Origin of the sequence: Streptomyces sp. RKAG337 (genome assembly GCF_023701715.1) — a bacterium.
In the GTDB taxonomy this organism is placed as follows: Bacteria; Actinomycetota; Actinomycetes; order Streptomycetales; family Streptomycetaceae; genus Actinacidiphila.
In genome coordinates, this window is record NZ_JAJOZA010000001.1 from 3,735,410 (window position 1) to 3,750,552 (window position 15,143).

The 15,143-nt window shown below is 70.9% G+C and carries 16 protein-coding genes; 7 read left to right on the forward strand and 9 right to left on the reverse strand.

The window, feature by feature from the left end:
* Positions 1-2: 2 nt before the first annotated feature.
* Both LNW73_RS16570 and LNW73_RS16575 read right to left on the reverse strand, forming a co-directional pair.
* Complete coding sequence (locus LNW73_RS16570) at positions 3-569, reverse strand: dihydrofolate reductase family protein (RefSeq protein ID WP_250990433.1); 567 nt, start codon at positions 567-569, stop codon at positions 3-5.
* Positions 570-683: 114 nt separating this feature from the next.
* Positions 684-1,508: a MerR family transcriptional regulator gene (locus LNW73_RS16575; RefSeq protein WP_250990434.1), complete on the reverse strand. Its 825-nt coding sequence runs from the start codon at positions 1,506-1,508 to the stop codon at positions 684-686.
* A 98-nt stretch (positions 1,509-1,606) separates the two neighbouring features.
* Here LNW73_RS16575 and LNW73_RS16580 point away from each other — a divergent pair, with 98 nt between their 5' ends.
* From LNW73_RS16580 to LNW73_RS16600, 5 genes are all read left to right on the forward strand, one after another.
* Positions 1,607-3,004 (forward strand): serine hydrolase domain-containing protein, encoded by a 1,398-nt coding sequence (locus tag LNW73_RS16580; protein WP_250990435.1) that lies wholly within the window; start codon positions 1,607-1,609, stop codon positions 3,002-3,004.
* A 110-nt stretch (positions 3,005-3,114) separates the two neighbouring features.
* A complete protein-coding gene (locus LNW73_RS16585) occupies positions 3,115-3,864 on the forward strand; it encodes a DUF4097 family beta strand repeat-containing protein (protein WP_250990436.1) in 750 nt (249 codons plus the stop codon).
* Between the two features lie 204 nt (positions 3,865-4,068).
* Positions 4,069-4,713 carry an HAD family hydrolase gene (locus LNW73_RS16590; RefSeq protein WP_250990437.1) on the forward strand — a complete coding sequence of 215 codons (645 nt, stop codon included), beginning with the start codon at positions 4,069-4,071 and terminating at the stop codon, positions 4,711-4,713.
* 321 nt (positions 4,714-5,034) lie between these two features.
* Positions 5,035-6,531: a globin domain-containing protein gene (locus LNW73_RS16595; RefSeq protein ID WP_250990438.1), complete on the forward strand. Its 1,497-nt coding sequence runs from the start codon at positions 5,035-5,037 to the stop codon at positions 6,529-6,531.
* A complete protein-coding gene (locus tag LNW73_RS16600; protein ID WP_250990439.1) occupies positions 6,524-7,309 on the forward strand; it encodes a pyridoxamine 5'-phosphate oxidase family protein in 786 nt (261 codons plus the stop codon). The genes LNW73_RS16595 and LNW73_RS16600 overlap by 8 nt, the downstream gene beginning before the upstream one ends.
* A 71-nt stretch (positions 7,310-7,380) precedes the next feature.
* On the opposite strand, the gene LNW73_RS16605 is transcribed toward LNW73_RS16600, so the two are convergent.
* From LNW73_RS16605 to LNW73_RS16620, 4 genes are all read right to left on the reverse strand, one after another.
* Positions 7,381-7,893 (reverse strand): NUDIX domain-containing protein, encoded by a 513-nt coding sequence (locus tag LNW73_RS16605; protein ID WP_250976742.1) that lies wholly within the window; start codon positions 7,891-7,893, stop codon positions 7,381-7,383.
* A 168-nt stretch (positions 7,894-8,061) separates the two neighbouring features.
* The gene (locus tag LNW73_RS16610) at positions 8,062-8,961 is read right to left on the reverse strand and encodes a LysR family transcriptional regulator (RefSeq protein WP_250990440.1); all 900 of its coding nucleotides are present in this window, start codon (positions 8,959-8,961) and stop codon (positions 8,062-8,064) included.
* Positions 8,962-9,172: 211 nt separating this feature from the next.
* Positions 9,173-10,315 carry a cystathionine gamma-lyase gene (locus tag LNW73_RS16615; protein ID WP_250990441.1) on the reverse strand — a complete coding sequence of 381 codons (1,143 nt, stop codon included), beginning with the start codon at positions 10,313-10,315 and terminating at the stop codon, positions 9,173-9,175.
* A 203-nt stretch (positions 10,316-10,518) separates the two neighbouring features.
* Positions 10,519-10,896, reverse strand: coding sequence for a phage holin family protein (locus LNW73_RS16620; protein ID WP_250976739.1), 378 nt, complete (start codon positions 10,894-10,896; stop codon positions 10,519-10,521).
* 58 nt (positions 10,897-10,954) lie between these two features.
* Here LNW73_RS16620 and LNW73_RS16625 point away from each other — a divergent pair, with 58 nt between their 5' ends.
* Both LNW73_RS16625 and LNW73_RS16630 read left to right on the forward strand, forming a co-directional pair.
* Positions 10,955-11,272 carry a cupin domain-containing protein gene (locus LNW73_RS16625; protein ID WP_250976738.1) on the forward strand — a complete coding sequence of 106 codons (318 nt, stop codon included), beginning with the start codon at positions 10,955-10,957 and terminating at the stop codon, positions 11,270-11,272.
* A gap of 143 nt (positions 11,273-11,415) precedes the next feature.
* Complete coding sequence (locus tag LNW73_RS16630; RefSeq protein WP_138351137.1) at positions 11,416-11,631, forward strand: DUF5326 family protein; 216 nt, start codon at positions 11,416-11,418, stop codon at positions 11,629-11,631.
* A gap of 124 nt (positions 11,632-11,755) precedes the next feature.
* On the opposite strand, the gene LNW73_RS16635 is transcribed toward LNW73_RS16630, so the two are convergent.
* The 3 genes from LNW73_RS16635 to LNW73_RS16645 form a co-directional block, all read right to left on the reverse strand.
* The gene (locus LNW73_RS16635; protein WP_250990442.1) at positions 11,756-13,249 is read right to left on the reverse strand and encodes a flotillin family protein; all 1,494 of its coding nucleotides are present in this window, start codon (positions 13,247-13,249) and stop codon (positions 11,756-11,758) included.
* Between the two features lie 180 nt (positions 13,250-13,429).
* Positions 13,430-13,630, reverse strand: coding sequence for a hypothetical protein (locus LNW73_RS16640; RefSeq protein ID WP_250976735.1), 201 nt, complete (start codon positions 13,628-13,630; stop codon positions 13,430-13,432).
* Positions 13,631-13,701: 71 nt separating this feature from the next.
* On the reverse strand, positions 13,702-15,117 hold the full coding sequence (locus tag LNW73_RS16645) for a YibE/F family protein (protein WP_250990443.1): 1,416 nt from the start codon (positions 15,115-15,117) through the stop codon (positions 13,702-13,704).
* Positions 15,118-15,143: the final 26 nt, after the last annotated feature.

Consider the following 15,143-nt stretch of genomic DNA (forward strand, 5'->3'; position numbering starts at 1 on the left):
GCTCAGCGCCTCGTCTCGTACCTGGTCAGGATCACGCCGCCGGGAAGCGTCCGCGTCTCCACCAGGTTGAGGTTCACCCAGTTGTCCAGCGCGGTGAAGAACGGCGTGCCGCCGCCCACCAGGACCGGCGCGGTGGCCAGCACGTACTCGTCGATCAGCCCGGCCCGCATGGCCGCGCCGGCGAGCGTCGCGCCGCCGATGTCCATCGGGCCGCCGTCCTCGGCCTTGAGCCGGGTGATCTCGGCGACCGCGTCGCCGGTGACCAGGCGGGTGTTCCAGTCGACCTCGTCGATCGTCGAGGAGAACACCACCTTCGACATGTCCCGCCAGCGGCGCGCGAACTCGATCTCCGCCGGGGTGGCGTTGGGCTGCTGGTCGCCCGTCGGCCAGTAGGAGCTCATCGTCTGCCACAGATTGCGCCCGTACAGCGACAGGTCGGTCGCCTGCAACTGGTCGGACCAGAACTGGAACAGCTCGTCGCTCGGCGGTCCGCTCCAGCCGATGTCGTCGCCGGCCGCGGCGATGTAGCCGTCCAGGGTCAGGTTCATGCCGTAGATCAGTTTCCGCATGGCGCCAGCCTTCCGTGAGTCGGTCCCACGCGTACAGACCGGCGCGCTGCGGGAAACTCATCGGTGCGCGATCTGTGCCGGGTCGTGCCGGTGTCCCGGCACGACCCGGGCGGGTCAGTCCTGGGCGATGGGTTCCTGGACCTCGGTGACCCACTTGGCGTGGTCCTCCGGGCATTCCAGGTAGAGCTCGCGGGAATAGCCGGTGGAGCGGGCGCCGGTGGCGTCGATCCACCGGGCCAGGGTCTGGGCGGTCGAGAGGATGTCGTCCATGGATCCGTGGTGCACGATCGTGGCGGCCCTTCCGATCGCCGGCAGGTCCACGATCGTGAAGTCGTGGCTGGCCGCCGGGTCCGCGGTGACGGTCAGTCCCGCGTGGACGGTGATCGCGCCGTCGCCTTCCGGGGCGTCCTCGTAGTAGGCGACCCCCGGTCCGGTGACGGCCACGCCCGCGGTCTCCAGCCGGCGGCACAGCTCGTCGTAGAGCGGCCCGATGACCGGTCCGATCTGCTCGGGGTCGAACCCGGCGGCGGTGCCGGTCAGTTCGGCCACCCGGACCGCTGGAATGCGTTTGACCACGACGTCGTCGGCAGTCATACGTCCCTCACTTTCGATCGACCGGAGCCTCGCCTCGACATGCGTCAGCCGCCTGGCGGCGGCCGCCATCGTCTCCTCCAGCTCCGCCCGGCGCAGCCGCAGCATGCCGCGCAGCTGCTCGGTGCTCACCTGCTCGTCGAGGATCGACCGCACCTGTTCGAGGCTGAAGCCGAGGTCCTTCAGAGCGATGACGCGATGGAGCCGGGACAGCTGGCCGGCTTCGTAGAAGCGGTAGCCGCTGGCGGGGTCGACGCGGGCGGGCCGCAGCAGCCCGATCGCGTCGTAGTGGTGCAGCATGCGGACCGATACCCGGCCGTGCTTGGCGAAGTCTCCGATGGTGAACATGACGTCTCCCAGTGCAGGCCCTCACACAGTGTCAGAGTCAAGCACGGCCGCCGGAAACCCTTCGAGTGGTCGGCACGGTTTCTGCGAGGCTGACCCGCATGTCCGAGACACCTGACGTACCTCCCGCCGCACCGACGGCCGAGGAACTGCTGCCCACCACCCGTCGTGCCCTGCTGCACCGGCTCGCCAGAGCGCAGGCAGAGGGCCGTACGCCGTCGATGGTGGGTGCGGTGGTGCGGGACGGAGCCACGGTCTGGGCGAGCGGCCGCAGCATGATGGAGGGGCACGGCCCCGACGGGGACACCCAGTACCGGATCGGGTCGCTGACCAAGACCTTCGTGGCGGTGCTGGTGATGCGGCTGCGGGACGAGGGCCTGCTGGACCTGGCGGACCCCCTCGGGCTGCACCTGCCCGACACCGAGCCGGCCCGGGCGACGATCGCCCAACTCCTCGCGCACACCTCGGGACTGGCGGCCGAGACCCCCGGTCCGTGGTGGGAGCGCACCTCCGGCGAGCTGCGCCCCGAGCTGGCCGACCTGCTCGGCGCGGCACCGGTGAAGCATCCGGCCGGCCGCGTCCATCACTACTCCAACCCGGGGTTCGCCCTGCTGGGTGCGCTCGTGGAGAAGCTGCGGGGGAAGCCGTGGGGTGACGTGCTGCGTGCGGAGGTGCTGGAGCCGCTGGGCATGACGCGGACGACGCTGCTGCCGCAGGCACCGCACGCGGGCGGCTGGGCGGTGCATCCGTGGGCCGACGTGATGCAGCCGGAACCGCTGCACGACACCGGGCGGATGGCGCCGGCCGGCCAGCTGTGGTCCACGGCGGACGATCTGTGCCGCTGGGCGGTGTTCCTGACCGGGGGCGACGAGCGGGTGCTGAGCGCCGCGACCGTCGCCGAGATGCGAACCCCGGCCGCGGCGCCGGCCGGGGAGGACTGGGACCCCGGCTACGGGCTCGGCCTCCAGCTGCTGCGCCGCGACGGCCGGCTGCTGGCGGGACACACCGGGTCCATGCCGGGCTTCCTGGCGACGCTGTGGGTGAGCGTCGAGGACGGTGTGGGAGCACTGGTGCTGACCAACGCCACGTCCGGGCCGCAGGTCGCCTCCGTCGCGGCCGACCTGCTGGCGATCGTCGCGGACAACGAGCCGCGCTTCCCCGAGCCGTGGCGCCCGCGGTCGGCGGCTGACCCGGCGCTGCTGGCCCTCACCGGCCCCTGGTACTGGGGCACCACACCGTTCGTGCTGCGGCTGCGCGCGGAGCGCGACGTGGAGCTGACGGCACTGGACGGGCGGGGCCGTGGCGCCCTGTTCCGGGCGGAGCCGGACGGGACCTGGACCGGTCTCGACGGCTACTACGCGGGGGAGACGCTGCGCGTGGTGCACGGTGACGACGGCGAGGTGCGCCATCTCGACCTGGGATCCTTCGTGTTCGCCCGGGAGCCGTACGACGAGGCCGCCGGGGTGCCGGGCGGCGTGGACCCGGAGGGCTGGAGGTAGTGCTAGCACCCGTATCAAGAGACCTGATGACCGCATGGGACCGGTGATGGGCGGACCTTAGGTTGGTTGCGGAGCGTCGGACGAGGGTTCCGGCGATCGGGGAGACTGTGATGACAGCCAAGCGTTCCGCCGTACTGATCGTGTCCGCGCTCATCCTGGGAGCCGCGCTCACGGGCTGCGACGGGGTGAGCATCCACAGCAGCCCGGAGCACAAGGCCGTCGATGACGCGAAGGCCGCGGGCCCGGTCAGTGCCGTCGAGGTGGGCACCGGAAGCGGGGATGTCCGCATCCGGCCGGGCACGGGCGGCGGGGTCACCATCCACCGGACGGTGCGCTATCACGGAGACGACAAGCCGACTCCTGGCCAGAAGGTCGAGAACGGCCGGCTGACGTTCATCAACGGCTGCGACAACTGCTCGATCGACTACGAACTGACCGTGCCCGCCGGGGTGAGCGTGAAGGTGAGCACGAGCAGCGGGGACGTGGACGTGCAGGGGGTCGCCTCGGCGGATCTGACGACGCACTCGGGCGATATCGATGTCTCCGGGATCGCGGGGGCGCTGACCACCTCGGCGAGCTCGGGCGATCTGACGGCCACCGGACTCGGTGGAGCCGACGTCAGCGCGACCGCGTCGTCGGGCAACATCCGGCTCACGTTCGCCAAGTCGCCGCAGAAGGTCATGACGAAGGCGTCGTCGGGTGATGTCACCGTCCAGGTGCCCGGGGGGCCGTACGCGATCGATGTCAGCACGGGCTCGGGCGACAGGACCGTGTCGGTGCCGACCGACCCGTCGGCCACCGCGCGCATCCAGGTGAAGACGGGCTCCGGCGATGTCACGGTCAGCCGGGTGGGGTCCTGACCCGTCGCCGAGGGTGCTCCACGGCCGATGACGGTCGGCACCGGCGGCGTTCTCCGGCCGTGATGTTCCACGTGGAACATCACGGCCGGAGCCGTGGTACGGCGTCCCTGCCGCACAAATCGAGTGGCCTGATCGGTGGATCCCGTCGCACGCTGGGAGTATCTCCGCGTAGGCGGGACCGGTACGAAGCAGGGAGACGCTCGCGTGGCACGGCTGCACATTTTCGACATGGACGGCACCTTGATGCACGGCTCCTCGGCGAGCCTGGAGCTGGCCCGGGAGCTGGACATGGTCGAGGAGATTCAGGAGCTGGAAGGCGGGCTGATCCGGGGCACCCTGGACCCGCCGGGGTTCGCGGAGCGGGTGTACGCGCTGTGGGCGACGCTGACGGAGGAGCGGCTGAAGGCCGCCTTCGAGGGTGCGCCGTGGCTCGACGGCATACGCGAGGTCTGGACGGAGATCACCGATCGCGGTGACCACTGCGCGGTGATCTCCCTGTCGCCGGACTTCTTCGTGGGGCGGCTGCGCGAGTGGGGCGTGCACGAGGCGCGCTCGTCGGTCTTCCCGCCGGTGCCCTTCGCGCCCGAGGCGGTGCTCGATCTGGCGGGGATCCTGGTGCCGGAGTCGAAGGTGAGCATCGCCGATGAGCTCTGCGCCCAGTACGGGGTGACGCGGGCGGACTGCGTGGCCTACGGGGACTCGCTGTCGGACGCGGCGCTGTTCGGGGTGGTGCCGACGTCGGTGGCGGTGAACGGTGACCACTATGTACGGGATCTGGCCACTCATGCCTATTCGGGTCGCGACTTGCGTGAGGCCTTTGCCCTGGTGAATCAATTCGATCGCGAATGACCGAATGGGGCCACAACTGATACCCGGCTGACGTTGTCCAAACCGAATTCCGTGACTCTGTGGGAAGGGTCACGGGATTTGGCCAACGTGCTCCGGTGAATCGGCCAACGGGGCTTGTCGAACAGCGCGTTCCGGGTATGGTCGACTGCGTTCGAGCGCCTCGGGCCGCCGCAAGCCGACGGATCCTAACCTGAATGCAGCCCCGTTTCCTGTGCTTCCGGCTATTTGTCCGATGCGCCGCCCCTGCGTGACACGCTCGCAACCCACCACGCGTGACACACGTCGGGAAATCGACCGGGGAAGTTCGAGGCGAAGTTCACGATGGACGCTCTGACCACCAACTCGGCCGAGACGGATCCGAACCGGGGCTGGTTCACTCCGCCCGAACGGGAAACCGACTCGCATCAACGCACGGCGGACGGCGGTGAATCCGACATACCCAGCAGGTCCCCGGCCGCCATAAGACCCGTCGGCAGGGCCGCCGCCCGCAAGCAGCGGGCCCAGCAACAGGCGGACCAGCAGGAGCAGGCACAGGAGCAGGAGCAGACGGGCCACCAGGCGGATCAGCCGCCGGACGGGCACGCACCCCCGCAGGAGGCCGCGCCCATACTCGCCCCGGAACCCGCCCCGGCCCCCATGCCGGAGCCCGCGCCGCCCCTCCCCGCCTCCCAGGCCGCACCCGCGTCCACGGCCTCGCCGGACGCGCTGCTGATCCGGCGGACCATGGCGGAGGTCGCTCCGGTCGCCGACCGGACCACCGGCTACTTCTACGCCCTGCTGTTCATCCGGCACCCGGAACTGCGCGAGCTCTTCCCGGCGGCCATGGACGCCCAGCGCGACCGGATCCTGAAGGCCCTGCTCACCGCGGCCGAGCACATCGACGACACCGAGACGCTCGTCGAGTACCTGACCAACCTCGGCCGCGGCCACCGCAAGTACGGGACGCAGCCGGAGCACTACCCCGCCGTCGGCGAGGCCCTGATCGGGGCGCTCAGCCGGTACGCCGCGGCCGTCTGGGACCCGCTGACCGAGGCCGCGTGGGTACGCGCCTACACGGTGATCTCGCAGGTGATGATCGACGCGGCCGCCGCCGACGAGCGGCACGCGCCGCCGTGGTGGCAGGCCGAGATCGTCTCGCACGAGCCCCGCACCCAGGACATCGCCGTGGTGACCGTACGGCCCGACCAGCCGTACCCGTTCCTGGCCGGCCAGTACACGTCGCTCGAAACGCCCTGGTGGCCACGGGTGTGGCGGCACTACTCCTTCGCCTCGGCGCCCCGCTCGGACGGTCTGCTCTCCTTCCACGTGAAGGCGGTCCCGGCCGGCTGGGTCAGCAACGCGCTGGTGCACCGGGCGCGGCCGGGCGACGTGATCCGGCTCGGACCGCCGGCCGGTTCCATGGTCGTCGACCACACCACGGACAGCGGACTGCTGTGCGTCGGGGGCGGTACCGGCATCGCGCCGATCAAGGCGCTGGTCGAGGACGTCGTCGAGCACGGCCGCAAGCGCTCGGTCGAGGTCTTCTACGGTGCGCGCCACGACCACGACCTGTACGACCTCGACACGATGCTCCGTATGCAGGAGGAGCACTCCTGGCTCTCCGTGCGCCCGGTGGTCGCCGACACCCCGAGCAGCAGCCTGTCGGGCCCGCTGCCGGACATCGTGCGGCAGTACGGCCCGTGGGAGGCGTACGACGCCTATCTCTCGGGCCCGGCCGGGATGATCCGCAGCAGTATGGACGCGCTGGTCGGCGGCGGTATGCCCTCGCACCGCATACGCCACGACGCGCTGGAGGAACTGGTGGCGGCGGGTGACTAGCCGGGTGGAGCGACCGGGCAGCGACGGCGAGCACCTGCTCCAGACGGAGCTGGGCACTGGCCTGCGCGCGGACCGGTTCTACGACGACCAGGTGCGGGACCGGCTCAATCCGCGGATGCGGGAGTTCGTCGCCCGGCAGGAGATGTTCTTCCTGTCCACGGCGGACCGGCGCGGGGAGTGCGACAGCACCTTCAGGGCCGGGCCGCCCGGTTTCGTGCGGATCCTGGACGACAGGACGCTCACGTATCCCGAGTACCGGGGCAACGGGGTCATGGCCTCGCTCGGCAACATCCGCGAGAACCCGCACGTCGGGATCCTGCTGATCGACTTCGCCCGGGACCGGATCGGGCTGCACATCAACGGCCGCGCGCTGCTGATCCCGGACGAGCGGATGCGCGCCGAACACCCGGAACTGCCGGACGATCCGGTGCCCGGCCGCCGTCCGCAGATGTGGGTCGAGGTGGAGGTCGAGGAGGCCTACATCCACTGCTCGAAGCACATTCCGCGGTTGGTCGCAGCGCCGTTGCAGAAAGGTTCCGCCGCCGGCGGCGGGCGGTCGTGGGGCACCGACGACGTACGCCGCAAGGGCGGTGACCACTTCGGGGCGGCGGCGGAACGCATCCCGGTACAGCCGGTACCGGCGGCTCCCGCGCCCGTGCAAGTGCCCGTGCCGGTGCCGGTGGCGCGGGTGGTGGCCGCGCCACCCGGTCCGGCGGAGCGGCGGCGCACCCGGCGCGCGCGGCGGCTCCGCGGCTGGTTCCTCCGGCAGGCGGGCTGACGGGCGGGCTGACGGGCGGGTTCACCGGCAGGCGGGCCGACCGGCAGGGGCTCTCCGGGTCAGCGGCCGGCTCAGCCCAGGTCGGGGCCGACCAGTCCCAGTACGCCTTCGATGTTCGCGTCGAGGTAGTGCCGCAGCGTCAGCGGCACCACCTCGACGGAGGCCAGCCCGACCCGGCTGAACGGCACACGGACGACGTCGTACGTCCCGCACGGATCGTCCACCTCGGGACCGTGCCGGCGGGCCGGGTCCATCGAGGCGAGCCGGCACACGAAGAAGTACTGCACCTTCACGCCGTGGGCGCCGTTCTCCGCGATGTGCTCGACGGTGTCGACGAAGGCCGGGACGACGTCGGTGATCTTGGCTCCCAGCTCCTCGTCCACTTCACGGTGCAGGGCGTCGACGACCGAGGGGTCGTCGTCCTCCACACCGCCGCCCGGAGTGATCCAGTACGGGGCGAGGCCCGGTTTGGTGCGCTTGATGAGGACCATGCGGTCGCCGTCGAGCAGGATCGCGCGGGCGGTGCGCTTGACCACCGGGCGGGTGGCGGGGGCTTCGGCCGGAGTTGCGTTCTCCAGGGGCATGGTTGAGATCTGCCGCGGCACAAGGACCGACAAACGCACCGGGAGCAGTGAATCGGAGCATTCGATTCCCGTTGGCGCGTCACCGGCGCTCGCCGGGCTCCGCCGGCCACCTGCCAGGGCCCCTCGATCCGGCCCTGGGCGGCCTTGACGCGGCCGGTCGTACGGCGGCTACCAGCCCTGTGCGGCGGTCAGCAGCCGATCGTGCGCCCGCGCGAGGTGGGGCAGTGCGAGGGTGCCGACCCGGGTGGCCAGGAAGTAGGTCCGCAGCGGTGGCACGGGAGGCTCCAGCAGCAGGGCGATCTCCCCGGCGGCGAGTGCGGGGCCGCACAGATAGCGGGGCAGGACGGCCAGCCCCGCCCCGTCGCGTACGCAGTCCAGGACGGCGCGCAGGTCGGGGACGACGACCGCGGGATCCCGGGTGGGCTTGGCGTCGAAGACGGCCGACCAGTACTGGGACAGCAGCCGGCACTCCTCGTCGCAGGTGACGACGGGCAGGTCGTCGAGCATCTGCGGGCCGTGGTCGCGCACTCCGTGCGGGCCGCCGGCCTGTTCCAGCCAGGCGGGCGCGGCGACCAGGGCGTACTCCTCGTCCCACAGCGGTACGGCCGCTATCAGCCGGTCACGGGGCTGGACGCTGACGACGGCCAGGTCATGGTGGCCGGCGGCGAGCCCGGCCAGCGCCTCGTCGTCGCCGCTGAGCGAGACCCGCAGGTGCAGCCCGTCGGTGACCAGCGGCGCCAGGGCGGGCAGGATGCGCAGCGCGGTGAACTCGGCGGGGCCCGCCAGATGCAGGCTGTGGGTGCCGGGGCCGTCGTCGTCGGGGGCCGCCGCGGTGATCTCCAGCAGCGCGTCGAGGTGCGGGGCGACCTTGTGCGCGAGCTCGTCGCCCACGGTGGTGGGGGCGACGCCGCGGGGCAGCCGCAGGAAGAGCGGGCGGCCGACCTGCCGTTCCAGCGTGCGTATCTGGCCGGTGACGGCGGGCTGGGACAGGCCCAGGAGCTGGGCGGCCCGGGTGAAGGAACCGGCCCGGTGCACGGTGACGAAGGTACGCAGGAGGGCCAGGTCCACCGTGGTCTCCTCGCAGACAGAACCTGACGCATCGTCAAGTATAAATTTATCGATAGGTCGTACCAGGTACTGTGATTGGACACTGACGCAGAGTCAACTAGCCTTGTTCGAGCGCATCTTCGCGCGTTGCGCCAGGGCGGTTCGAGCCACGAGGGGGGAGGCTCGAACCGCCCATTCTGCGTAGGGCTCCCTGCATATATGCGTAGTGGCCCTACTGAGCGGCGTCCAGGGCGCGGGTGACATCGGCGACGATGTCGGCCGCGTCCTCCACGCCCACCGAGAAGCGGATGAAGCCCGGCGGAACCGCGTCGCCGCCCCAGCGGGCCCGGCGTTCGGCCGTGCACTGGACGCTGCCGAAACTCGTCGCCTCGACGGTGATCTGGAGCGCGGAGAGGAAGCGCTCGGCGTGCTCCTTGTCGGGCAGCGTGAAGGAGACGACGCTGCCGAACCGGCGCATCTGACCGGCGGCGAGTGCGTGCGCCGGGTCGGTGGGCAGGCCGGGGTGGCGCAGCCTGGTCACCTCCGGGCGGCCGGCGAGCGCTGTGGCCAGCTCCAGGGCGTTGGCGGCCTGCCGGTCCACGCGCAGCGAGAGGGTGGCCAGCGAACGGTGCGCGAGCCAGGCCTCCATCGGGCCGGGGATCGCACCGACGGTGTTGCGCCACCGCCGGGTCTGTTCGGCGAGCTCGGGGTCGCGGGTGGTCACGTAGCCGAGCAGCAGGTCGCCGTGGCCGGTCAGGGCCTTGGTGCCGCTGGCGACCGAGAAGTCGGCGCCGAGGTCGAGCGGGCGCTGGCCGAGCGGGGTGGCGAGGCTGTTGTCGACGGCGACCAGGGCGCCCGCCGCGTGCGCGGCGTCGGCGAGCCGGCGGATGTCACAGACGTCCAGGACGGGGTTGGACGGGGTCTCCAGCCACAGCAGACGCGCGCCGTCCAGCAAGGCCAGCTGCGCGTCGTCGCGGGTCGGTGCGAGGCGCACGGTGACTCCGTACGACTCCAGCCGCTGCTGGAGGGCCCGGGTCGTCTGGTAGCAGTCGGAGGGCAGCACTACGGTGTCGCCCGCGCTCATCTGGGACAGGAGCACGGCGGAGACCGCGGCCATCCCCGAGGCGAAGACGGTCGTCCTGGCGGTCGGGTCGGCGGGGGACTCCAGCTCGGAGATCGCGTCTTCCAGCAGGGTCCAGGTCGGGTTCTGCTCCCGGCCGTAGGTGTACGGGCCCGTCGCGTCGCCGGGCAGGTGGAAGTGCGAGACGAAGGTGGGGCCGGGCAGGGAGGGTTCGTACGGCTGGGCGGGCGGGCGTCCGGCGTGCACGCTGCGGGTACTTTCACCGCTGCCGCTCGGGCTGTCGGACTCGGCCATCGCTGCCTCCTGGGACCTGGGTCGCACCTGTTGCGCGAGTGCGCGCTGGTCCAGTCAACCCGATCCGGGTCGGGGGCCGGGGCCTCCGGGGCGGGGCTTCGAAATCGACTGCTGACGATCCCCCGACCTCCGGCCGGGGGTGCCCCCAGCGGCCCCGGCCCCCTCCGGTCCTCGTAACGGCATCGGGTCCTCCTCCCCGGCGCTCAGTCCTCGTCCGGCAGGAGCATGTTGAGGGCCCAGGAGACGATGCTGATGATCAGGCCGCCGATCAGCGCCGCCCAGAAGCCGTCGACGTGGAAGTCGAGGCTGAGCTTTCCGGCGAGCCAGGAGGTGAGCAGCAGCATCAGGGCGTTCACGACCAGCGTGATCAGGCCCAGGGTGAGGATGAACAGGGGGAAGGACAGCAGTTTGACGACCGGCTTGACCAGCCAGTTCACCAGTCCGAAGACGACTGCGACCAGGATGACGGTGAGCACCTTGTGCCAGGTGTCGTCACCGGTGAGGGTGATGTCCTTGACCAGCCAGATGGCCACACCGAGGGCCCCGGCGTTGGCGAGTGTCTTGACGACGAAATTCTTCATGGTGTGATCGTGGCAGAACTGATCGCCCGGGCAAGAGCTGCGACGAGGGAGAGCTGCGATGAAGGTGTTCCGGCTGGACGACCTGGAGGCGGAGCGGGCCGCCAACAACGGGGCCTATCTCAGCTTTCTCCGCGAACGGAACATGTCGGCGGGGCTGTACGCGCTGCAGGCCGGGGAGCTCGATCCGCAGGTCCCGCACCAGCAGGACGAGATCTACCTGGTGGTGAGCGGGCGGGCGGCGATCACCGTGGGGGAGGAGACGACCACGGTGGCCCGGGGCAGCGTCGTCTATGTGCCGGCGGGGGTGCCGCACCGCTTCCACCACGTGACGGAGGACCTGCGGGTCATGGTCGTCTTCTCGCCGCCGGAGGCCTGAGCCCGGGCGACTGAGGGTCGGACCCCGGGGTTCCGTAGGGGAACGGTCAGGGAAGGATCGGGTCTCCGACCCCTCCGCCGGCCCCCTCCGCGGCTCTAGAGTCGAAGCACGGGGACAACGAAGGAATCTGGAGGGAAACAGTCATGGAAGAGCTGGTCAAGGGTCTGCCCTGGTGGATCAAGTGGGTTGCGATCCCGGTGATCGCTCTCGTCGTCTTCGGCGGCTTGATCATGAGCCTGGTCGGATTCGTCATCGGTCTGCTGTTCAAGGTGCTGGTCTTCGCGGCGCTGGTCGGCGGGCTGATCTTCCTGGTGAAGAAGTTCACCTCGGGATCCTCGTCCTCGCATCGTGACTGGTAATCCCCCGGGGGGCCGGAACCCGTACATCCCGTCCGCCGGCGGCACCCGCCGCGCCGGACGGCCGGGCGGGGGCGGCGCGGCGCGATGACGCGCCCCGCCCCCGCCCTCACTCGTACGTCGTGGATCAGGCCTGGTCGTCGTCCTGCAGCGGTATCAGGTGGCTGCGGGGCGTCGATCCGTTGGCAGACGCGGGCGGCGGCACGGCGCTGACGCCGTTCTCCGTTCCCATCGACGCGAGCAGCTGGCGGGCCAGTCCGAGCCCGGTGCCGCCCATGGTGAGTGCCTTGGCGAACATGTCGGACATGCCGTCCGCGCCGTTGAGCAGCACCATGTGCTCCACGTTGCCGAACGCCGAGGCGCCCGCCTTCACGATCTCCGGCCAGTTCTCGGCCAGCTGCTGAGCGACCACGGCCTCCTGGTTGGTGGCCAGCGCCTCCGCGCGCGCCTGGATCGACGCGGCCTCGGCCAGGCCCTTGGCCTTCGCTGCCTCGGCCTCCGCGAGCCCGCGGGCCTGCGTCGCCGCCGCCTCGGCCTCACCGGTCGCCCGGGTGGCCGCCGCCTGTGCCAGCCCGCTGACCTTCGTCATCTCGGCCTGCGCGGCCGCGGCTATCTTGACCCGGTTGGCTTCGGCGATGGCCGCCAGCTCGGTCTCCTTGGCCTTGGCCTGTGCCGCCGAGATCCGCACATCGCGTTCGGCCTCGGCCAGCGTCCGCTTCTCGTACGCCTTCGCGTCCGCCGGCTTTCTGACGTCGACCTGGAGCTGCTGCTCACGCCGCTGCGCCTCCAGCTCCGCGACGCGGGTCTCCTGGACCACGACCTCCTGCTTGGCCGCGGCCTCCGACAGCGGTCCCGCCTGCCGTGATGTCGCGGCCGCCTTGTCCCGTTCGGCCTGGTAGCCGGCCTGCAGGATCTCGCTGTCCCGGGTCGCCTCGGACATCCGGGCGGCGGCCTTCTGCTCCGCCTCGGTGGCCAGCCGGTCCGCCTCGGCCTGGGCGATCCGCGCGTCCCGGTGGACGGCCGCGGCGTGCGGCGCGGCCAGGTTCTTGATGTACCCGGTCGGGTCCTCGATCTCGTGGATCTGCAGCGAGTCGATGATCAGGCCGAGCTTCTCCATCTCCGAGCCGGAAGCGGCCCGGGTCTGCCCGGTGAGCTTCTCGCGGTCACGGATCATGTCCTCGACCGTCAACCCGCCGACGATCGACCGCAGATGACCGGCGAAGACGTTGTGCACCCGGTCGCCCATGAACTTCTGCTGGTCCAGGAAACGGCGTGCGGCGTTGGCTATCGACACGAAGTCGTCGCCGACCTTGAAGATGACGACTCCGCGCACCTTCAGCGGAATGCCCTGCTGCGTCACACAGTCCACCAGCAGCTCGGTCTCGTTGAGATCGAGCGAGAGCTTGCGCACGGCCTGGACACCGGGGACCACGAACGTCCCGCGCCCCGTGACGATGCGGAATCCCAGCCCTTCCTCGATGCCCTCGGTGCGGTGCCGGGAACCGGAGATGACAAGCGCCTCATTCGGCTCCGCGACCCGCCACATCAGCTTGAACAGCCCGATCACGATGATGATTGCGGCGAGAACGAGTCCCGCCACGACGCCGATGATCATCGGCATACGCCCCCTTACAGCGGCCCCCATGCGGGGCCTGACGATCGCGAGTGTGCTCCCGCGCAAGGCCGTGGTGAACACCCTGACGGAACCTTGGCGCAGTCTTGATACGAAGCCCGCTCAGCCGACGCGCGAAGCCTTCCCGGCCGACGCGCGAAGCCCGTTCAGCCGGAGTCGGAACCCCGCTCAGCCGAAGGCTGCGGCGACGTAGACCGTCCGCGGGGCCTGGTATTCCACGACCACGATCTGCGTCCCGGTCTCCATGCGCTCGCCCGGTGTGACCGGATACGCGAGGAACGCCTCGGCGCCGCCCCGTACTTGGACGATCACCTCGCCGACCAGCCCGGGGCCGATCCGCCCCGTCACCCTGCCCTGCAGCCCGATCATCCCGGCCATCGTCCCCCCGTTCCCCGCCACAACCCGCCGCCGCCACCCGCCCTCGCGAGTACGGCCTGCCGCTACTTCCCCCGGCGCCGGTGACCGCCGCCGGTCCTCGCGGGGAGAGTGTCCCCCGCCCTCGGTCCGCCCGCCCTCGGTCCGCCCGCCCTCGGTGCGCCCGCCCTCGGTCCCACCGCCCTCGGTCCCACCGCCCTCGGTTCCCCCGCCCTCGGTCCGCCCGTCTTCGTAACGCTTGTCCTCGTATTGTGCCGGTCGGCACTGACAACGAGCGCCGCCAGCAGCGTCGTCAGGGGAACCGACGCGACCAGGCCGATGCTGCCGACCAGCGTCCGGACGATCTCCTCCGCCACCAGCTCGCTGCCGGCGACCCGCAGCACCCCGCTGCGCGCCACCGAGAACAGCAGCAGGAGCGGCAGCGCCGCACCCGCGTACGCCATCACCAGGGTGTTCACCACCGACGCGATGTGGTCCCGGCCGATCCGCATGCCGGCTCCGTAGAGCTTGCGCCAACTCGCGCCGGGGTCGGCGTCCTTGAGCTCCCACACCGCCGAGGTCTGGGTGACCGTCACATCGTCCAGGACGCCCAGTGAGCCGATGATGATGCCGGCCAGCAGCAGACCCTTGATCTCGATGCCGGGGTAGAGGGTGTGGATCAGCCCGGTCTCGTCCGAGGTGTTGCCCGTGAGATGCGCCCAGGAGATGAAGACCGAGCCGAGGATCCCGATCAGGAAGAGCGAGCACAGCGTGCCGATCACCGCCACCGACGTACGGGCGTTGAGTCCGTGGCACATGTAGAGCGCGATCAGCATGATCGCGCTGCCGCCGATCACCGCCACCAGCAGCGGATCGTGGCCGTGCAGGATCGCCGGGAGGATGAAGAGCGTCAGGATCGCGAAGCTGATGACCAGTGCGATCAGCGCCATCAGACCGCGCATCCTGCCGACGGCGATCACCGCGAGGGCGAAGATCCCGGCCAGCAGCGCGAGCGGGAAGCCGCGGTCGACATCGGTCACCGCGTACTGCAGTTCCTTCGGAGCGTCGGGTGCGTACGCCACCACCACGCCCTGGCCCGCCGTGTAGCGGCGGGTCTGGTCGGGGTGCACGATCTCGGTGAACGTCCGGCCCTGGTCCTTGCCCGTGGTGACCTCGATGGTCGCCTTCTCGCAGCGTTCCGGCGGGGAGGCGGCGGCGCCGGGTGTGGACCGCGCCGGTGACTGTGTGTTCGCCTCGGCGCAGTCGACGTCGTCGATCCTGGTGACCCGCGCCTGTTGCGTCTGCTGGTCGAAACCGACCCCGGTGCGCGCGTGCGGGGGCACTCCACCCGGCCACAGCACGATCAGCCCGGCGAGCACCGCTGCGGCGAAGGGGACCAGAACCACCGCGATGACCTTGCGGAGGTGCTTCGAGACCGGCGGCACCGGACCGTGACCGTGGGTGTGCGAGTGCGCGTGCGGCGACGCCTGGGGGGTGTCCACGGGCCGATCATCGCAAGACCCCCTGG